This is a genomic window from Uliginosibacterium sp. 31-16 (assembly GCF_030730865.1).
Classification (GTDB): Bacteria; Pseudomonadota; Gammaproteobacteria; order Burkholderiales; family Rhodocyclaceae; genus Uliginosibacterium.
The window spans coordinates 550,214-568,615 of the sequence record NZ_JAVALZ010000002.1; the positions used below are offsets into that span (position 1 = coordinate 550,214).

General features: G+C 55.4%; 19 protein-coding genes. 12 read left to right on the forward strand and 7 right to left on the reverse strand.

From position 1 onward, the window contains the following. Window positions 1-6: 6 nt before the first annotated feature. Genes Q9Q94_RS10320 through Q9Q94_RS10355 form a run of 8 tightly spaced genes read left to right on the forward strand, consistent with a single transcriptional unit; the run spans window position 7 to window position 10,434 of the window. Entirely contained in the window at window positions 7-2,475 is a 2,469-nt protein-coding gene (locus tag Q9Q94_RS10320; RefSeq protein ID WP_305979982.1) for a hypothetical protein, read from the forward strand. Next, entirely contained in the window at window positions 2,475-5,633 is a 3,159-nt protein-coding gene (locus tag Q9Q94_RS10325) for a hypothetical protein (RefSeq protein ID WP_305979983.1), read from the forward strand. The genes Q9Q94_RS10320 and Q9Q94_RS10325 overlap by 1 nt, the downstream gene beginning before the upstream one ends. 3 nt (window positions 5,634-5,636) lie before the next feature. After that, window positions 5,637-5,915 carry a hypothetical protein gene (locus Q9Q94_RS10330; RefSeq protein ID WP_305979984.1) on the forward strand — a complete coding sequence of 93 codons (279 nt, stop codon included), beginning with the start codon at window positions 5,637-5,639 and terminating at the stop codon, window positions 5,913-5,915. Beyond that, entirely contained in the window at window positions 5,908-6,411 is a 504-nt protein-coding gene (locus Q9Q94_RS10335) for a hypothetical protein (RefSeq protein ID WP_305979985.1), read from the forward strand. Before Q9Q94_RS10330 ends, Q9Q94_RS10335 begins: the two co-directional genes overlap by 8 nt. Then, entirely contained in the window at window positions 6,381-7,922 is a 1,542-nt protein-coding gene (terL, locus tag Q9Q94_RS10340; RefSeq protein WP_305979986.1) for a phage terminase large subunit, read from the forward strand. Before Q9Q94_RS10335 ends, terL begins: the two co-directional genes overlap by 31 nt. A gap of 57 nt (window positions 7,923-7,979) precedes the next feature. After that, window positions 7,980-9,812, forward strand: a complete 1,833-nt coding sequence (locus Q9Q94_RS10345) for a phage tail fiber protein (protein WP_305979987.1) — start codon at window positions 7,980-7,982, stop codon at window positions 9,810-9,812. A 5-nt stretch (window positions 9,813-9,817) separates the two neighbouring features. Further along, a complete protein-coding gene (locus tag Q9Q94_RS10350) occupies window positions 9,818-10,216 on the forward strand; it encodes a hypothetical protein (protein ID WP_305979988.1) in 399 nt (132 codons plus the stop codon). Then, the gene (locus Q9Q94_RS10355; protein WP_305979989.1) at window positions 10,213-10,434 is read left to right on the forward strand and encodes a holin; all 222 of its coding nucleotides are present in this window, start codon (window positions 10,213-10,215) and stop codon (window positions 10,432-10,434) included. Before Q9Q94_RS10350 ends, Q9Q94_RS10355 begins: the two co-directional genes overlap by 4 nt. On the opposite strand, the gene Q9Q94_RS10360 is transcribed toward Q9Q94_RS10355, so the two are convergent. Then, on the reverse strand, window positions 10,421-10,936 hold the full coding sequence (locus Q9Q94_RS10360) for a thermonuclease family protein (RefSeq protein WP_305980283.1): 516 nt from the start codon (window positions 10,934-10,936) through the stop codon (window positions 10,421-10,423). The genes Q9Q94_RS10355 and Q9Q94_RS10360 overlap by 14 nt on opposite strands. 18 nt (window positions 10,937-10,954) lie before the next feature. Here Q9Q94_RS10360 and Q9Q94_RS10365 point away from each other — a divergent pair, with 18 nt between their 5' ends. Both Q9Q94_RS10365 and Q9Q94_RS18035 read left to right on the forward strand, forming a co-directional pair. Further along, complete coding sequence (locus tag Q9Q94_RS10365) at window positions 10,955-11,236, forward strand: hypothetical protein (protein WP_305979990.1); 282 nt, start codon at window positions 10,955-10,957, stop codon at window positions 11,234-11,236. A 3-nt stretch (window positions 11,237-11,239) separates the two neighbouring features. Beyond that, on the forward strand, window positions 11,240-11,614 hold the full coding sequence (locus Q9Q94_RS18035; RefSeq protein WP_371929839.1) for a GIY-YIG nuclease family protein: 375 nt from the start codon (window positions 11,240-11,242) through the stop codon (window positions 11,612-11,614). Here Q9Q94_RS18035 and Q9Q94_RS10370 read toward each other — a convergent pair. The 4 genes from Q9Q94_RS10370 to Q9Q94_RS10385 form a co-directional block, all read right to left on the reverse strand. Continuing rightward, on the reverse strand, window positions 11,590-11,946 hold the full coding sequence (locus tag Q9Q94_RS10370; RefSeq protein WP_305979991.1) for a hypothetical protein: 357 nt from the start codon (window positions 11,944-11,946) through the stop codon (window positions 11,590-11,592). The genes Q9Q94_RS18035 and Q9Q94_RS10370 overlap by 25 nt on opposite strands. A 3-nt stretch (window positions 11,947-11,949) precedes the next feature. Beyond that, window positions 11,950-12,309 (reverse strand): hypothetical protein, encoded by a 360-nt coding sequence (locus Q9Q94_RS10375; protein ID WP_305979992.1) that lies wholly within the window; start codon window positions 12,307-12,309, stop codon window positions 11,950-11,952. 100 nt (window positions 12,310-12,409) lie between these two features. Then, a complete protein-coding gene (locus Q9Q94_RS10380; protein WP_305979993.1) occupies window positions 12,410-13,984 on the reverse strand; it encodes a recombinase family protein in 1,575 nt (524 codons plus the stop codon). 47 nt (window positions 13,985-14,031) lie between these two features. Then, on the reverse strand, window positions 14,032-14,862 hold the full coding sequence (locus tag Q9Q94_RS10385; protein WP_305979994.1) for a ComEC/Rec2 family competence protein: 831 nt from the start codon (window positions 14,860-14,862) through the stop codon (window positions 14,032-14,034). 43 nt (window positions 14,863-14,905) lie between these two features. Between Q9Q94_RS10385 and Q9Q94_RS10390 the strand changes: the two genes are divergently transcribed. Beyond that, window positions 14,906-15,463, forward strand: a complete 558-nt coding sequence (locus Q9Q94_RS10390; protein ID WP_305979995.1) for a DUF2062 domain-containing protein — start codon at window positions 14,906-14,908, stop codon at window positions 15,461-15,463. An 89-nt stretch (window positions 15,464-15,552) separates the two neighbouring features. Further along, window positions 15,553-16,251 (forward strand): hypothetical protein, encoded by a 699-nt coding sequence (locus Q9Q94_RS10395; protein WP_305979996.1) that lies wholly within the window; start codon window positions 15,553-15,555, stop codon window positions 16,249-16,251. 134 nt (window positions 16,252-16,385) lie between these two features. On the opposite strand, the gene lolD is transcribed toward Q9Q94_RS10395, so the two are convergent. Continuing rightward, window positions 16,386-17,096, reverse strand: coding sequence for a lipoprotein-releasing ABC transporter ATP-binding protein LolD (gene lolD / locus Q9Q94_RS10400; protein WP_305979997.1), 711 nt, complete (start codon window positions 17,094-17,096; stop codon window positions 16,386-16,388). Next, complete coding sequence (locus tag Q9Q94_RS10405) at window positions 17,089-18,348, reverse strand: lipoprotein-releasing ABC transporter permease subunit (protein WP_305979998.1); 1,260 nt, start codon at window positions 18,346-18,348, stop codon at window positions 17,089-17,091. Before Q9Q94_RS10405 ends, lolD begins: the two co-directional genes overlap by 8 nt. Window positions 18,349-18,402: the final 54 nt, after the last annotated feature.

An 18,402-nucleotide genomic window follows, 5' to 3' on the forward strand; every position in this document is an offset into this window, starting at 1 on the left:
TCGCACATGGCAGGACAACTATTCATTCCAGAAACCAGATCAGCCCTACCCCAACAAACGGCAGGCAGGATCACAGACCCATCGGGCCAGTTCGGCAATGCGGTGGCCCCAGCCCTTGGACCAATCCGTGTTCCTCAAGGCTATGGCGGCGTAGTGGCTGATACAGCTGTTGCTGGTCGGGCTGCGGCACAAGCTCTGGATCAGGCATCAAACATCGGCTTCGCTGCTGCAGATCAATCCATGCGTGTCGATCAGTACAAGGCTGAAACCCTGCGCAGGATGCAGGAAGACACGAAAGCCAAAGAAGAAGCCCTGAACTTCGGGGTCAATGACTCGATGCTCAAACAGGCGCAGATCAACTACACGGCAAAGCTATCTGGTCTGAGGGCTGATATCAGCAAGCGGCTAAACGATGGCTCGCTTTCCGTCGAAGATGCGAAGACAGAGTTCGATAAAGGGCGTGAGCAGATCATCGACGACGAAGGCTTCTACAAGCACACAGACGCTCGTGTCCAAACTGCAGCCAACCTCTGGATCAAGGGCCGCGACTACACCGACAACGAGGATCTAGCCAAACACGTACTGATCCCCCACCAAACGGATCAAGCAAAGGCTGGCGTCACCGGCATTGCCAGTTCAGCAGTCTCATCAACCACCCAGATATCGGCCACAGGAACAGACCCACAAGAGATATTCAAGAATTGGATGTCGAACAACAAAGCCATTTTCGATGCATTCTCGACACCACAAGCGGCGGTCGCACTCAGTCAGGAAGATCGAGTGAAGGGATTGCAGAAGGCTACTACCGACAATGCTGTTGCAGTTGTGTCGGGCATCATCGCTCGCCAAGCACCACGAGCCAAAGGCGAGAGCGACGAAGCGTATTACCAGAAGCAACTGAAGCAGGATGCGGCCAATGCAGGCCTGCTGAAGGAGTTCCTGCAAGTACCCGGTTTCCAGCAGGCACTAGGCCCAAAGCTCGATGAAATGCAACAGCGGGTCGATGCTGTCGAAAAGCGAGCATATGAGCAGCTCCGCAACTACGAAGACCTTCAGCTCCGCAAAGCTGACCTCATGCAGCGCAAGGCGGAAGCCGCACAGAAACGCTCTGATGCTCAGCTACTCGCTCATGCCAGCTTCGATATCCACATGAACGGAGCTGACAGCAAATTCGTTTCTGACCCTACGTGGCAAAAGCGCCTTACTAGCCCAGAAGCGATGATGCACGCACAGACACTCACGTTCGATGCCGTTCAACGCGACATCGGCAATGTTCGAGATGCAAAAGAAGTTCAGGGAAATATTGCTCTCGGCCAAAGCTATGCGAATGCATCAGGTGAAGACAAGAAGAAGCTCGACACGCTGTTCAACTACCAAGAGCGTGACCCCAACTTCAAAGCTCTGACGCCAGAGCAACAGGCTGGTGTTCGTGCTCAATGGTACGTCCAGGCGGGGACCATCCCACCAACCAAAGCATCTGACCTGAATCGTGCCCTTGGTTCCGCTGATCCCAACATCAAGGCACGTGCAATCGCACAGCTTCAGGCCATCGAGCAGACTGACAAGAAGTCAGACCCACGAGGTGTGTCACCACTCATCACCTCTGCCCTGTCACCAGAAAACCAAGCCTACTACTTCGGCGTCACTCGACAAGGTAAGGACTTTGCGACCCTCGACAAAGAGCGTGCATCACGTGCGCAAGCAACGTCAGAGCAGCTCAAAATCGCTGACGATAGGTTCAAGGATGCGTACTCGAAAGACCCGGTAAAGGTCAGAGAAAAGGCTTCAACAGCCCTATCCAAACTGGCACGAACAGAAAGCGGTGATGGAATCCTTGGCTTCGGTGGCCTGCGTGCAGTACCTGATTTCATGGCTGACGCCTTCGCATCTTCCGTGAAGAACAACATGGCCGCAGGGATGGACAAGGACACAGCGGAACACGCAGCCTTTGCCGACCTCAAGAACAGCAAGGGCTTCGGTAAATCGAAGCTAACCAACGGCGGCACAGAGGCATGGACGTTTGCAGCACCCAGCAAAGTCTTCGGTGTAGATGAGCCATTCGTTCAGCAAGGTCTAGATCACGACCTCAAAGGCCAGTCCTTCATCACGAGATCAGGCAAGTCTGTCGCACTCCGCAGCGAGAACGTCCAGCTCGTGCCAACACAGGCCACGATGCAGAACAAGAAGTACGAGCTTTGGGTAAAAGACCCAGACACGAATCTGTACTCACGCCTTCGACAAGATCCAGCCAACCCACTCAGCCCAACAGCCAACTGGACATTCGCGCCAACGCCTGATCAGGTGAAGGCGGCTGTAGATGCTGAAGCAAAGCGACTTTCCAGCGCAGGAAAGCAGCAAGCACGCACAGCGGCGGCAGCATTGGCTGAAGAAACACAACAGAGGAATCTGGATGAGCTGCGGCAGGCAATGCACGGTCAGCGTAAAAAGTCTGACACTTTCATGGGAGGCCAATAATGCCAATTACCTACTCATCTAATGAGGACACCAGTTACGACGCCCAGCTTCTGACCTCAAAGCAATCGACTGCAGAAACAGCAAAACACGGCATCAACCTGCGCAGTGAAGAAAAGCCTATCGAGAAGACATCAATGGGTGACGCCATCGGGGCGACAGTCATGCTGAATAACCCGATCACGAACTGGCTGAATGACCCAACCACAAACCGTGTCAGGCCAAAGCTAGACCTATCTTTCGATCCATTCGCAGACGAGTACAAGGGTGTCGAGCACATCGTCGCAAAGGCCCGCAACAAGGATGAAGCAGACGACTTGCTGTCGAATTTCCACATGCGGGAACGAGCACGACAAGACCTCGCCAATGCAGGCACCATGACTCAGCTCGGAGCAACCCTTGTCGCAGGATCACTAGACCCAATCGATATTGCTCTGCTGCTGACAACAGGTGGTGAAGGCAATGCCTTGCTCCGTGCAGCTCGTGTTGGTGGCGCTATGGCCGCAGGCCAGACAGGCAAAGAGCTGTTACTTCACCAGAACCAAGCAGAACGCACCACATCAGAATCCGTCAGCAACATCGTCGGCGCTGGCCTTGGTGGTGCTGGTATGTCTCTTGGAATGGACGCCACCAAGTGGATCATAAAGAACGCAGCCACAGGCATTGCCAGAAAAATGATTGGTAGCACAGCAGACACCATGCCTGCGGAGATGGCTTCACACGCCCATGACGCAGTTGAGCAGCACTTGGCTGACGCCATTACACCTGACAAACAGTTCGGCTCTGTGGGTGCTGCTGGCGTTCAGCAAACTGATCTGGCTTCAGAGCGTCTGGTAGGCGAAGGCTTTCTGAAGAACTCGCAAAGAGCCTTGTCCGGTAACTCTACGCTCACCGGCATTTCCCCAAACGAAAAGCTGTCCCTCATCGAAGGCCACGCAGAAATCGACAAGACCAATCCGCTGTTCGCCAAGCTCCGTGAGCTGAAGCAAAAGCTGGCAGTCGATCCCTACACCAGAGCCAAGAACCTCGACGGCATTGCCACACCGCACGATGCAGAAACCATCATCAACCGACAGCACGACACGCTGATGGGTAGTTTTGGTGATCTGTTCAACAAGGAAGCAAAGAACTTCAAGGCAAACCTGTCCATTGCCCCAACTGATCTAGCTGCAGAGCTTCGACGTGTTGGTGAGAATGTCACCGATGCAGAGGTAGCAGCCAACCCATCGAAGTACCTCACACCTGGCTATCTGGATCGGTTGGTATCAGGAGCCCTACGCAATGGCGATGAAAGCGCAATCACACAGGTAAAGAACCTTGCTGGCTGGGCACGTCAGAACATCCTCACCCCACTCGGCAAAGAAGCAATGGATCGTGGGATGTTCAATGAAGCAGTTCAGAAGGCCACGGCTGAAGGCGACATCGCCACAAAGGCTGCTGACTCCTACATGCACCGCATCTACGACAAGGACCGCATCGCCGCGAATGAAGCCAACTTCAAAGCTGTAGTCGCAAGGTGGGCTGATCACTTCGGTGCAGAAAATCCGCAGGAAGTAGCAAGCGACGTGTTCACGCAAATCATGGGCATGACCAACAGTCTGGTCAGCGCACGAGACGTAAATCTCATCGGCAAGGCAGCTCCGCTAAAGGAACGGATTCTCGCAATCCCCGACAACGAGCTGGCTCCCTTCTTGGTGAACTCATCGACCGACGTGCTCGACACCTACTCCCGCAGGATGATCAACGACATCACCTTCAAGGACGTCTTCGGCGACAACAACCTGACGACAGACCTTGCCCACATCGACACGCTGCACAGCTCATACCAGCAGCAACTTGAAACACTGTTGAAGTCGCAAGGCAAATCAGCCACACAAATCAACGCAGCACTGGAAGGCATCACAGCCAGAGTGAAGGAAGCCAAAGCGGAGTTGAGCTGGCTAAACAAGGTCGTGCAGAAGAAGCCGCTACAAGACGCCGACTGGTGGACCAAGACCAGCGCAACCATCAAGACCTACAACGCCGTCACCCAGCTTGGCTCGATGCTGATTTCGAACCTGTCGGATATTGCACGTCAGATTGCTGCTGATGGCATTGCACCGTGGGGTAAAGCATTCGTCCGTTACACGACCTCGAAGGAATTCCGCTCGATCACCCGTGAAGAAGCAAAGGAGCTTGGTGTCGGCTTCGAAGCAGCGTTAAGCACCCGCATTCAGAGCCTATACGACTACGGCCTAGACAACCGCTTTGCGAGGAAAGGCATGGTCGCTCAAGGGCTCGATCAGGTGTCCCAACGCTTCGGCAAGCTGACCCTAATGCAGTATTACACGGCGTTTTCTAAAGACCTGACAGGCACGATCCTGTCCAACCGCCTGATACGTGGCATCCAGTCCTATGCGCAGCTTCCGAAGGACGAGCTGGCCTTCCTTGCCAGCCACGGCATCGACAGCGACATGGCATCACGGGTTGCAGATCAGTTCGCAAAACACGGTGAAACACGAGACGGTTTCCGCTTCGCCAACACTAGTCAATGGGATGACGAAGTAGCCCGCAACGCTTTCGCCAATGCTGCGTACAAGGCCACGAACAACTACGTGATTGCCCCTCATGCCGCCACCCTACCGAAATGGATGAGGACAGCTACAGGGTCATTGCTTGGGCAATTCCAGAGCTTCACCTTCGCTGGCCATGAGCAATTTCTGGTTGCGGGTTTGGGGCAGCGATTCGGAGCACGAGAAGCGCAAGGCTTGGTTGCTCTTGGCTTCCTTGGGGCTGTGCAATACCAGCTCAAGCAACTGATGTCGAAAGGTGAAGTCGATTCCGATCCACGATCTGTTGTCCTGGCTGCAGTAGACGCCACCAACATCTTTGGTCTGCCCTACGAAGTCGGCAAGCGTGCTCTAGCCATCACAGGCGAGACACCGCAAACCATGCTTGGCATTACCGATCAGCAGAAGCGATTCAGGGATGTGAACCTGACAGGTCAGATATTGGGTCCGGGCTGGGGCCATCTCGAAGACGTCTCGACGATCATCAAGGATGCCACTCACGGCGAATGGAAAGACTCTGACGTGCATCGAGCCAGAAAGCTTCTGCCACTTCAGAACCTGCTCTGGTTACGTGGAGTGCTGGACAAGGCAGAACAAGCCATCAAGGAGTAACCCATGCCATCGAAGTACACCCGCAAGACAGACTGGAACATCCAGCCCCGCACGACAGAAACCGCAAAAGGCCGAGAACGTAAGCCTTACGGTGGGCTGGAACGCGTACCCAGAATAAATATAGATATCGTCTCAAGGCTGTTCAGGGAAGTCGTCCAAGACCATAAACATGTCATCAAGCAACAGCGAGAGGGTAAGCGCCCACCACTTGCTAGAAACGACATAGCAGCACCGACCCCGGCCATGAGAGAGAAGATCAGGAAAAGGAGAAGCGTTGAGTAACTTTGAAGAAGAACAAAAAATAGTCGTCACAGCGACACGAATACTGAAGGCAACACAGTCCGAGCGAAAAGCTCTGCAGAAGGCACACGATCAGGTTCTAGCGAATCCTGACCGGGTGCAGAAGAAGATGATCAGGTCGATGCGCCAGCTCGCCGAACGTCTTGCTGTCGAAATGAGCGTGCTATCCAAAGCACCACCCCTTGCGCTTCAGACCAATGACGAACGCAAGCTCAACGAAAACCGACTTACCTACTGCAGTCGGGTTATCGCAGTCATCAACAACTCCCGAACTGTTGCCCTAACACTGGAAGCAGATGACCAGTATGGCGACGAACTTCTTTCCGATCATTCCAACAACCTAGCTCTAACCGATGAAACTCAGAACATCATTGACCAAGCCAATCTTCAGCTTGAAGCACTGATGAGCCCAAGCGCTGACACGGAGCAATACACCGTGGAGGCGCAATGGCCCAAGGACAACGAGAACAGGCAATAGCAGGCCGCAAGACTAGAGGCCAGCCAAGACGCAGAGCACCTACCGCCGAATTCGACTTCAAGGTTTTCTTTGCAGTCTGGGCACAGCAGCAAGGGTGGTGCATCCCACAGCTTCACCTACTCATCCTGCAGTTCCTTGACAACAGTTCATCATGGAACGATGGGCAAGCTGTCCTTCAGGTTTTCCGAAACGCAGGCAAGTCGACAATCCTTGCCCTGCTCATCACCTACCTTCTGGTCAAAGACCCGACGCTGCGCATCCTTGTGCAGTCAGCTGACCACGACACTGCTGTAAAGATCGTCCGTGACGTATCGAACGTCATCGCCAATCACCCACTTGCCAAGCACCTTCGTGGCAAGGACAACATGTGGCGTGAAGATCAGTTCTGGGTAACGGGATCAGACGACCCAAGAAATCCGAGCTGCTGGTGTAAAGGCATCCTCTCAAACGTCACCGGCTCACGTTGCGACTGGTTGATCTTCGATGACGTGGAAGTCCCGAAGAACGCTCACAACGAACGCTTGCGAGACATGCTCCGCACTCGTATCGCCGAAGCACACAACCTGCTCAATCCGGGTGGCCGCACGCTCTTTGTCGGAACGCCTCACTCTTTCGACTCGATCTACCCAGAGCAAATCGACAAGGGTTCATCGAGTCTGAAAATCCCGCTGCTCACTGAAACAGCAGGCGAGTTCCCAACGCTGACAGGCATCTCAGCATGGCCTGAGCGCTTCCCACTCCAAGAGATTCTCAAGAAGCAGCGCACGTCGAAATCACGGGCTGAGTTCATGTCTCAGCAACAGCTGATCCCAATGAACGCTGATGACGTGTTCTTCGATGCAGCCAACCTGATCGAGTACCGCAGCGAGATTGATTACTACACCGCCAATGGCGAGACAGTCTTGTCCATCGGCGGCAAGCGCATGGTGTCCTGTTCTTGCATCTGGGACCCAGCCACCAACCGAAAGAACAGCGACGACAGCGTACTGGCAATCGTTTTCACAACGATGGATGGGCACTACTACGTGCATAGGACATTCCGCCTGACCGGCGAAGCTGAAGAGCAATGTAGCCAGGTGGTCGGTTACGCCAAGGAATTCAAAGTGCCCCAGGTCACGATTGAGGACAACGGTGTCGGTGCATTCCTTCCTGCCCTGCTCCGAAAATCAGCGGCAGATTCTGGGATTGCTGTGGTCGGTCGTCACTCCAGCATAGCGAAGGTCAAGAAGATCATCGAAGGCATCGAGGTCCGCCTGTCGGCACAAGTGATCCATTGCCATAGCTCGGTCATGTCATCCCCGTTTTTCGTCCAGCTCCGCGACTTCAACCCGAAGCTCCATGTGACCCAAGGCAGCGCAGCGACAAAGGACGATTACATCGACGCAGTAGCCACAGCCATCCTGAACGAGCCAATCCGAATCACGAAGGGCGTCAGCTCAGGTAAGCGAAACATGAACTGGACCGGCACTGCTGGCGAACACGAGATGGCGCTAGACGGGTTCAGTTTTTAAGAGGCAATCGGCGACGAATCATTAAATACAGCAAACAAAAAGAGAGGAACAACCTCCATGACAATGTCCGTACAAAGCACCGTTACTACCCACACCGCCAATGGTGCATCAAAGGCATTCGCCTTCAACTTCAAGGTTGTTTCAGCCAATGACCTGTTCGTGTACTTCAACGGAATACAGCAGACATCTGGCTTCACCGTCAGCGGCTACGGGTACAGCTCAGGCGGAAACGTCACCTTCACTGTCGCCCCTCCTGACGGAACGGTAGTTCGCCTTCAGCGCAGAGTCGCGCTGGACAGAACCACCGACTACATCAATGGCGGCCCACTGGATGCAGAGGTGATGGACGCCGACTTCGACCGAACCATCATGATGCTTCAGGACTTGAACACCATCTCGTTTAAGGAGGTGTCAGACGGGACATTCGATGTGGGCAATCGCCGGATGAAGAATGTCGCTGACCCGGTTGAAGCACATGACGCCATCACCAAGGGGTACCACGATGCGCAGTACGTGCCCCAGATCACCGCGATTCAGAACGCTGCAGCAGCTAGTGCTTTAGCTGCTGCAACCTCCCAGTCTGCTGCGGCTTCAAGCGCATCATCGGCTTCCGCCTCAGCAAGTTCGGCTGCATCAAGCGCAACGATAGCAACTGCAGCAGCAGATCGGATCACCCCTTACGCAGGCAGTGCGCAAGTTGGCGGGAATCTGTCTTTCACATCGATAGGTCAGCGGATCATTGGTGACTTCAGCAACTCAATAGCAAGCTCGCGTGTGTTGTTCCAAACCAGCATCGCCAACAGCAGCACCAATGTTGGCGCTATACCAAACGGCACTGGCTACGCATCTCAATTTACCGCTTTTTCTAGTGCAGACGCAGAGAACTCGTCGCTTGCTCAGTTGGCTGTAACGGGCGGAAGCACAGTGATGCTCATCTCTGGGATTCGTGGCACAGGGGCTTATCTACCGCTGGCCTTTTATGCAGGCGGATCTGAGCGTATGCGTATCACCACAACCGGTGACGTAGCGATTGGAACTGTTACCCCTACGGCAGGTGCAAGATGGATTGGCATAGCCAACACCGACGCGGGATCAGCTAGTTTGGCTGGTTTCCAAGCTGGTTCTAACAACGGGAACCTGTACGCGTTCTCAAGCTCAACAAGCAGCGGCGGCGGATCAACAATCTACACAGACTGCACTGCAGGGGCATTCACCATCAAGAGCCATGCAGCGATACCTTTGATCTTCGGAACAAGCAATGTTGAAAGGATGCGGATCAATCCTGTCGGGGAAGTCTCACTCACCAACAACATGCACATCGCAATGCAGGGATCAGGTGCCGGGGTATGGCTATCAACGACATCTTCTGCAGACAGATACTTTGTTGGAACGGATTTTGCCGACTCATTCCGCATTTATGACTCACAAGGCAGTGCAAACAGATTGGTAATCGATACGGCTGGAAGAGTCACGATTACAACAATGTTTCAGTTCTCTGGCGGTACTCCGGGAGTCGGCAAAATCCTGACATCTGACGCCATCGGACAAGCTCGGTGGGAAACACTCACTCTTCCACCTCAGTACGTCAAAGCATTTTGCGACTGGAGGGATACAGGTGGCACAGGGTCTTTGTACAAGGGGATCAATATCGCAAGCGTCACTCGCTCTGAAAGCCCTTATACGCTCTCATTCACTTTTACTTTTAGTACCCCAATGGCGAACAACACTTACGGAGTGCTGATGACATTGCCTGACGCATCGCCTAGTGATGGTCTTGGATGGGGTGTCACCAAGACAACCACATCAATTCGATTTACTTCTTCTGAACGTGATGAGCAAGACCCTCCAGACTTCACAAACGATTCCTTTATCTTCGAAATTTTGGGGTAAAAATCATGAAAACTATCTTTTACGAAACTCCGGGCGCATACGTTTCAACCGTTCAACTGATTGATGATTTTTCTGATGAAGAACTGATCACGAAAGGCATTGTGGATGCTTCGTGGTCAAAGCTAGAGAACGCAGAAGCACCGGATGGATGGCCGCCATTAACATGGAGAGTCGATGATGGCGTAATCGTCATCGACTTCGCTGTCGCACAAACGCTGACGAAAGCTCGACTCAGAAAAAAGCGCACTCCGCTTCTTGCTGAGCTGGATGTTGCCTTCCAGCGTGCACTGGAAACTGGAGCAAACACATCGACTATTGTTGCAGAGAAGCAGCGACTACGCGATCTACCCGAATTGGTGGATGAGTGCACCACGCTTGATCAGTTGAAAGCACTCAGCCCATGAGCAAAGAGTTCGCCATCTATACAGCCACCTTTGGAGGCAGCATGTCAGCGATATGGGGCTGGCTGACAGTTACGGAGTGGTGCGCAGTTGGTGGCTTTCTTGTCGGTGCAATCGGCCTGTGTGTCCAGGCATGGTTCACAAAGCGCAAGAATGACCGTGAAGCAGCGGAGAGCAAGCTTCGCATCGACCTACTGATCAAGCAGATCAACGACGTTTAGCGTGGCGCCAATCCCAAGGCGCAGTGGGGTCCGCATCAACCCACAAACCACGCCTCTGACTCTTTGCGGAGTTCTCAGCATCTTCGTATGAGCGACGATCAGCAACAGGCTGTTCCTTCGCATACTCCCGATACCACCAAGCCACCCCTGCCCTGATCTGTTCAAGGCATGCGTCCTTACCGGCAATCATCACTTTACCGACGATCCGCTTGTAGCGATCCCGCTTCGACCACTCGACATCAACTTCTTTGCCAAACACCAGATCGGACAGGTTGCGCTTCGACACAGCCCCGAACGGTTGCTTGGTTTCCGGTGCATCTATCCCTGACAGCCTGATTCGTTCATTGGCCTGTCCATTCCAGACGGTGATCGTGTCGCCATCGTGCACGCCAACCACCATGCCTCGAAGGACATCAGCACATGCAGCTCCTGCAGACAGCAAGCAAAGGATCAGCAAAACCCTGACGAAACCACGCTTCCCGATAAATATGAACGTCATCATTTCACTCAAAGGTTGGGGATGTTCATTCACACACGAACAAAAACAGTTGGCGAACAACTGATTGAAGAGATTCTCGCACGCATCAGCGATGGCGAGCCAATCGAATACATCGAACTTCTCGAAAGCGAGCACGCACAGATTCGTGAAGCAGTGGCGAAGTTGAACCTGTCACTGAATCAGTTTCAGGCATTCATGAGCAAGCAGTCGCTGTTGGGAATTCCGCTGAAGGTCTATGCCGACTCAGTCAATCTGCAGGCGGCCAAGGATCAGCTCAAAGCGAGCAAGCGCAAGAAGGCGTGAGCTGTGCAGTACGTCTATGGAATTTTCGTGAATGACCCGGAGCCAACCTGTCTCTACATCGGGACCACGACTGACCCGGAGCGCAGGTTCAAGCAACACATGAGAGGGGTCAGGGACACCTCAACCACGAAGGACTTGTACTTCTATTGCCGTCAGCGTGGCTACACCACTCAGCTTTACTGCGAGGTCTTAGAACAGGCAGGGGATGATGAGGTTGCTGAACGGTGGGAGGACTACTGGCTGACAGAGTTCATCGCCATCGGCCATCCGGTACAGAACAGGAAGCGAGGCAATCGAACCACGACTGCGAAAAGACACGATCCGATTGCGCAGCTATTCAGGCAGGTGAATGATCAGAACTTTAACTTACCAGCCTGAAATGCCTGCAAATTCTTGTACTGAACACTTTTCCCATTAAAAAAAACGCGCTTAATCTTGTCCGCATAAACGCGATGACCTGCACCAGCGCTCAAAGAATGATCAGTAATCTCTTCAACAAACAGAAGGTCGGCTCCATTCTTAACGTCTATCAAGCACTGTTTAGCAAGCTGGTCACCTGAGCCAGAATAAGCAACCAAACATGGGTTCAAATTACCCGAAACACCAGGATTAACGGCACCAAGCTCACTAACGTTCTCATAAAATTTGGCTAACTGATCGCCTAAATATCCTGGGTTTAAACGAACAAAATACATATGCATCGCGTTCATCCCTCACTTCGCCGAAAACCACTCTGACGCTTCCCGACCAAACAGCATCATCAGCACGTATATCTCAGCAGGGATCATCAGGATCGAAACAACGAAGTCGATCTTGTTGATATGCACAGAGCTACCCAGCATCACGGCAAGCGTAAGCACGAACAGGACGGCATAGACGTAGCGAGCAGCATTGCTTCTGTTCCCGAGCTTGTACGGGATGATGCAGAACAGCGCATAGACAAACAGATTTCCGATGAACTCGCCTTCAGTCGTTAGGCCAGCCACTTTCGCAATCAAGGCGCTGATCGCCGATACAGCAAGGGTTCCCCAAACAACCAACACAGCATTCTTGACACTCTTCGGTGTACTCACAGACAACCCTCCCTTGTCTTTTTCCCGCCGGATTTACTAAGAGTATCTTCCAGATAACGTGCAATACATATATTTGGACAATACTCTTAGCAAAACGGTATCAGCTACCAGAGCGGACAAACTGATCAGCATCAAGTCGCTGTTGATAGTCACTGAAGTACGTGATGATGGCATAACGGTCATCTTTAGTTCCATCCACAGTGTTGCCTGATGGGTACATGTCGATCTGCTTCACGATGTCATGAATGGCGGTGAAGAGCGTTTCACGCAGAACCCGCAGCTCATCATGCGACTTGGGGTGTTGAAGCTCTTTGAACAGCTTCACCAGAATCTGCATACGGCCTGCACGGTTCGCTACCCTGCTCTGCAGCGTATTGACCTGCTGTTGCAGCGTTTTGATGGCTGTCGCAACATCGGCCTGCTCTTCCTCACGCTTCGCCAATTGAGTCAGCAGCGTCTTGTTCGGGGCGTCCTCTATCATGCTGATCAGGTTCTCGATCTTCTTTGCAATATCAGCCTGCTTTGCCAGCAATCCAGCCAACTGCACTTTGGCGTCCTCAAGCTCCTGTGACTGGTCGTTCTGCCCAAAGACGCGGGTGTAGTCCAGGCTGCTGATGTGGAACAGGAAGGACCGTTCGAACTCGTCAATGAACCAACTGTGGTGCTTGCACTTCGTATTGCCGGTTCGTGCTCCCCTGCAGCCTACATACTTGCGCTCGTACCCATTGCGGCGCTCCTTGTACCCAGCAACAGACATCGTGGAACCGCAATACCCGCACTTGAGCAGCCCTGAATACAGATTGGTCAGGAGAGTCCCTTTGCGGTTGTTGGCCTTGGTTGTGCGGCGGGTATCTCGATCAGCCCGCATGTGATGCCACTCATCTTTCGTCATCACATGCGGGTAGTAGTCCTCGATCAGCTCGCCGTCGATGTCGATAGCCCCGTACAGGGCTGGACTACTCAGAATTTTTTGGACATAGGACTGCTGCCAAATCCCAGACTTCGACCACGGGAGGACACCCTTTTCGTTCAATTGCCTCATGACTGAGTTATTGCCTACGCCACGCAAGGACTCTTGAACGATGAACTCGACAGTCTCTTTGCGTCCAGGCACGAACTCGAAAGCCGTGAAGTCGGCATTGGGTTTCAGCCAGTTCGGGCAACGGCGAGTCAGGAGCTTCCCGTTCTCCTTGACCAGCTTTTTCTTGTTGGCCCAAGCAGCACCGACCCGTTTGGACTTGGTTGCTGATTCTTCATGGGCTCGCTGCATCACGACGATGGAAATGATGAGCTTCGAGAAGTCATCGGTGAGTGTGTCAGTCGTGTAGACCTGCTGATCGGTCAGCGTAACAACCCGGATGCCTGCTCGGATAATCTCCAAGAAAATGTGTAAAGCGTCGATGGGCTTCGCACGGCTCATGCGATCCAAAGACTCGACAATCAGCGTTGTGCCGACCTGAATCCGACCAGCCCGCACAGCAGCAAGGAAAGACCCGAAAGCACCGTTCAGGTTCGACTTGTCGTATGCGGAAATGCCTTCATCTCGGATCGTGGTATCCAAGACAAGGTCGTGTTCCTTACAGTATTGCTGCGTAGCTTCAAGCTGGCGACGAAGACTGTCACCCTTGGCCTGCTCAGGTGAAGACCACCGCAGGTATGAAATAGCCCGGTTCATGAGCACCTCCGAATGCTGATATGGGGACGATATTTATGTTTTGCTAGTCACCAATATCTCATCAAATGAGTGACTCCGGTCTGGCGAAACAGCGTCCATTGCGCTTTCGGAATCGCAGCCTGATCCCCCACCACGAGTGCCACCAATACGCCACGCCATTCCGAATCCGGCAGAGCTTTTCCAAAGCGGGCACGGATCGATTCGCGCCAGTGATCCACATACGCCATCGGCGTGGCATCAAACGCGGCAAGGCGCTCATTGCTCCCTTTGGGCCGCACATAGCCGGTCGCGCCGATGCCGCGTTCGAACATCCAGCCTTCGTAATCAAAACCATGCGGATTGATGCTGCCGTGCGGCTGGCGCAGGCGGACGGTCAAGCGCCAGCGCTCACCGGCATGCAGCGCCGGAATGCTCGAGGCATCCTGCTCCGCCACCATCGGGTTGCCTTTCGCGTACCAGGCCAGCGCCAGTCGCGGCGGAATGCCCGGCGGAGCATCCAGCGTATCGACCTGGAAGCGCAAGCCACGCTCGAAAGGCTGTGGCAGATCGACAATGCGTGCCGTGATCGTCACATCCTGCCCCTCCAGCGCCTCGGCCAGTCGCTCGGCAAGTCGCAGCTCCGCGCGCCAGCACCCGTAGGCCAGCCCCGTCAGCAGAGCCGCCAGACAAAGCATGCTCCATGACGCCCATCTGGCGCAGCTCTTCAGCATGCCTGCGGCAAGAAGCGCGCCCAGCGCGGCCACCAGAAGAGGTGCCCACGCCAGCAGCTGCGCCTGCTGCTGACACAGCCAGATCCCCAGAGCGAAAACAAGCACGCATGCACGCATGCCACGGATTATCGCCAGCCCGTCGGCCTCCACGCGTTGAACTACCCGCATTGTCAGCAGTCAATGCAGCTGCCCACTCAGCCATAATGCACTCATGCGCAAACTGATTCGTCATCACCTGCCCCACCCTGACAAGCTGCGCGAGCACAAGGTGTTCGCCCTGCTGGGCAACACCCTGCTGCACCCGCGCCTGTGGCACCTGAACCGCCATTCCGCCGCCGGCGGCATTGCTGTTGGGCTGTTCTGCTGCCTGATCCCGGGGCCCCTGCAGATGGCCGGCGCTGCACTGTTGTGCATATTCTTCCGCGTCAATCTGCCCCTGGCACTGGTTGGCACCTGGTTTTCCAACCCGCTGACCATTGCCCCACTGTATGCGATTGCATTTTTCATCGGCCGCTTTGTGACCGGCAGCGACGCACGCTTCCTCTCCCCTCCGGAAATCAATCCGCACGAGCTCGGCGCCACACTGCATGCCTGGTGGCTGTGGATGGAAGCGCTGGGCAAACCGCTGCTCATCGGCTTGCCCTTGCTTGCTCTGCTTCTCGCCGGCAGCAGTTTTTTCATCGTCAAATACGCATGGGAGTTCTGGTTGCGCCGCGCGCAGAAGCAGCGCCGCACGGCGGCCGCAAAGCGACGACCCCCAAAAACCTGACTTTCATCAAGGTCTCTTGTTTTACTTGAGAACGGTTCTCATTGACTGGATAAGATCGGTGCTCTTGCCCACCCATGCACTGGAACACCATGAAAAAGATCCTTCTGCCCTTGCTGTTCAGCATTGCCACGCCGGCCTTTGCCGGTCGTCCTCTCGGCACGGACGATGCCGGCACGGTGGGCGACAGGCAATGCCAGCTGGAAGCCTGGCGCGAGCGCAGCGAAGAAACCCGTGGCTGGGTCGTATCTCCGTCCTGCGGACTGGGCGAATTCGAACTCGGTGTGGAGTTTGGCTGGGCAAAGCTGCCTGAGGCCCAGAAGGAATCCAGCCAGACACTGGCGCTGAAGTGGGCACCCGAAGTGCTCAAGTTCGGTCCGCTCGGTCTGGGAGCCAAAACCTGGACAAGCCGCTCGCGTCTCAGCCCGGCGGGTGAAGACGAGAAAGATGGCTGGCAGCCCATTGAAAACGGCCTGCTCGCGCTGGCCAGCTGGAAAATCGGCGCCGGCTTCACGGCCCACGCCAATCTGGGTAACGCACGCGACCGCATCGAACACCAGAACGTGCGCCTCGCCAATCTCGCGCTGACCTGGGATCCGCACGAACGCATCCAGCTGTTCGCTGAAGCACAGAACACGCAGCGCGCCGGCACAACCCAAGCCACCGGTCTGCGCCTGTGGGCCATTCCGGAAAAACTCGGCATCGACTTCACCGCCGCCCGCGTGGCCGGCGTGAAGGATTCCAGCAGCTTCAGCATCGGCTTCGGCTGGTACGGAATTCTCGGGGACTGACGAGTTCAGTGCGGCAGCTGGAGACCCGCTTCTGAAAAGGGTCTCCGGCACAGATGCCGCAAGACCCGCATCAACAAACCATCTTCAGCATGCCTGCCTGAAGAGGCCCGCTGGATGTGGCTCTCCGGAGTCCTTCAGTCCTGCAGCACGCCATCCCGCAAGGTGAGAACCCGCGCAGCTTTGCGCGCCAGCTCCGGGTCGTGGGTGACGATGATCAGGGCGGTGCCCAGACGCCGGTTCAGATCCAGCATCAGCTCGAATACCGTTGCCGCCGTTTGCCGATCCAGATTGCCGGTGGGCTCATCGGCCAGCAGCACACGCGGCTCGGTCACCAGTGCCCGGGCAATCGCAGCACGCTGACGTTCGCCGCCGGACAACTCGCCCGGCGTGTGCTCCATGCGGTGCGCCAGCCCTACCGAATCCAGCATCAGGGCCGCACGACCGTGGGCCTCGCTGCGGGGAAGACCACGGATGATCAGTGGCATCGCCACGTTTTCCACCGCGGTGAATTCGGGCAGCAGATGGTGAAACTGATACACGAAACCCATGGCCTGATTGCGCATGCGGCCGCGCTCGGCTTCACCCATTTTCGTCAACGGCCGGCCCAGCAACTCGACCGTCCCGGCACTCGGCGTATCCAGCCCGCCGAGCAGGTGCAGCAGTGTGCTCTTGCCGGAGCCGGAGGAGCCGACGATCGACAGCGTCTCACCCAGACCCACAGAGAGGCTCACGTCCTGCAGCACGCGCACGGCGGTTGAGCCACTGCCGTAGGTTTTCGACAGGCCACTGGCCTCCAGCACGTAATCCGAAATCACTTCACCGCCATTCATTGCTGCATCACTCATAGCGCAAAGCCTCCGCGGGATTGATGCGCGAAGCGCGCCAGCTCGGGTAGAGCGTCGCCACCAGCGTCAGCACAAACGCAATGCCAAGCACCCCGATCACATCGCCCCACAACAATTGCGAGGGCAGATCCGAGATGTAATACACATCCTTGGCGAGAAACTGGACATGGAAGGTGCGCTCGATCCACGGCACCACCGTGCTGATGTTCAGGGCCAGCGTCACGCCGCCGATCACGCCGACTCCCAGACCGATCAGGCCCATCACCGCGCCCTGAATCACGAAGATGCCCATGATGGAGGCCGGGCTGGCGCCCAGCGTGCGCAGAATGGCCACATCCGCTTTCTTGTCCTGCACCGCCATCACCAGGGCCGACACGATGTTGAAGGCCGCCACCGCCACAATCAGCGACAGGATGATGAACATCACCGTCTTTTCCATCTGCACCGCACGGAAGAAATTGGCGTGGCTCTGCGTCCAGTCACTCACATACACATCTGGCGGCATCTGGCTGCTCAACTCCATCGCGATCCGTCGCGCCTGGAACAGCTCGGCCAGCTTCAGACGCACGCCACTCACCCCGTCGCCCATCTGGTACAGGGTCTGCGCATCCTTCAGGTGGATCAGGGCCAGACCGGAGTCATACTCGAACATGCCGGCTTCAAAGATGCCGACCACGCGAAACTGCTTAACGCGCGGCAACACCGCCGCGGGCGTCACCAGCCCCTGCGGCGCGATCAGGGTCACCTTGTCGCCTTTGCGCACGCTGAGCGCCGCGGCCAGTTCCTTGCCAAGGATCACGCCGAATTCGCCCGGCACCAGATCTGTCAGCTCACCGCTGCCTTTTTTCATGAACTCCGAAAAATCCGCCACGGTGTTTTCCAGCGCCGGGTCGATTCCGCGAATCACACTGCCGCGCACGGACTGATCCATCGCAAACATCGCCTGCTGCTGCACGAAAGGTGCGGCCGCCAGCACATCGGAGCGCTTGCGAGCCTGCGCGGCATACGCCGGCCAGTTCTGCAGATTGCCCTCGAAGGACACGATCTGCGCATGCGATGCGACTCCGAGAATGCGGTTACGCAGTTCTTCCTGAAAACCGTTCATCACCGACAGCACCACGATCAGCGCCATCACGCCCAGCGCGATACCCGCCATCGAGGCAAAGGAAATGAAGGAAATGAAGCCGCCGCCGGAGGCATTGCGACGCTTGGCCCGGACATAACGCAGGCCGACGAGGAGAGGAAATTTCATGGCGCGGCAATGCTACACTGCTGCGGCCTTCGACGCACCCTGCGCCCTCCAATT

What these genes read in the sequence shown, in the direction of transcription:
- Q9Q94_RS10370 (WP_305979991.1), bottom strand. Translation starts at nt 11,946, where the DNA reads ATGAACGCGATGCATATGTATTTTGTTCGTTTAAACCCAGGATATTTA.
- Q9Q94_RS10390 (WP_305979995.1), top strand. Translation starts at nt 14,906, where the DNA reads ATGCGCAAACTGATTCGTCATCACCTGCCCCACCCTGACAAGCTGCGC.
- terL (WP_305979986.1), top strand. Translation starts at nt 6,381, where the DNA reads ATGGCCCAAGGACAACGAGAACAGGCAATAGCAGGCCGCAAGACTAGA.
- Q9Q94_RS10345 (WP_305979987.1), top strand. Translation starts at nt 7,980, where the DNA reads ATGACAATGTCCGTACAAAGCACCGTTACTACCCACACCGCCAATGGT.
- Q9Q94_RS10320 (WP_305979982.1), top strand. Translation starts at nt 7, where the DNA reads ATGGCAGGACAACTATTCATTCCAGAAACCAGATCAGCCCTACCCCAA.
- Q9Q94_RS10325 (WP_305979983.1), top strand. Translation starts at nt 2,475, where the DNA reads ATGCCAATTACCTACTCATCTAATGAGGACACCAGTTACGACGCCCAG.
- Q9Q94_RS10350 (WP_305979988.1), top strand. Translation starts at nt 9,818, where the DNA reads ATGAAAACTATCTTTTACGAAACTCCGGGCGCATACGTTTCAACCGTT.
- Q9Q94_RS10380 (WP_305979993.1), bottom strand. Translation starts at nt 13,984, where the DNA reads ATGAACCGGGCTATTTCATACCTGCGGTGGTCTTCACCTGAGCAGGCC.
- Q9Q94_RS10330 (WP_305979984.1), top strand. Translation starts at nt 5,637, where the DNA reads ATGCCATCGAAGTACACCCGCAAGACAGACTGGAACATCCAGCCCCGC.
- Q9Q94_RS10385 (WP_305979994.1), bottom strand. Translation starts at nt 14,862, where the DNA reads ATGCGGGTAGTTCAACGCGTGGAGGCCGACGGGCTGGCGATAATCCGT.
- Q9Q94_RS10360 (WP_305980283.1), bottom strand. Translation starts at nt 10,936, where the DNA reads ATGATGACGTTCATATTTATCGGGAAGCGTGGTTTCGTCAGGGTTTTG.
- Q9Q94_RS10405 (WP_305979998.1), bottom strand. Translation starts at nt 18,348, where the DNA reads ATGAAATTTCCTCTCCTCGTCGGCCTGCGTTATGTCCGGGCCAAGCGT.
- Q9Q94_RS10365 (WP_305979990.1), top strand. Translation starts at nt 10,955, where the DNA reads ATGTTCATTCACACACGAACAAAAACAGTTGGCGAACAACTGATTGAA.
- lolD (WP_305979997.1), bottom strand. Translation starts at nt 17,096, where the DNA reads ATGAGTGATGCAGCAATGAATGGCGGTGAAGTGATTTCGGATTACGTG.
- Q9Q94_RS10395 (WP_305979996.1), top strand. Translation starts at nt 15,553, where the DNA reads ATGAAAAAGATCCTTCTGCCCTTGCTGTTCAGCATTGCCACGCCGGCC.
- Q9Q94_RS10355 (WP_305979989.1), top strand. Translation starts at nt 10,213, where the DNA reads ATGAGCAAAGAGTTCGCCATCTATACAGCCACCTTTGGAGGCAGCATG.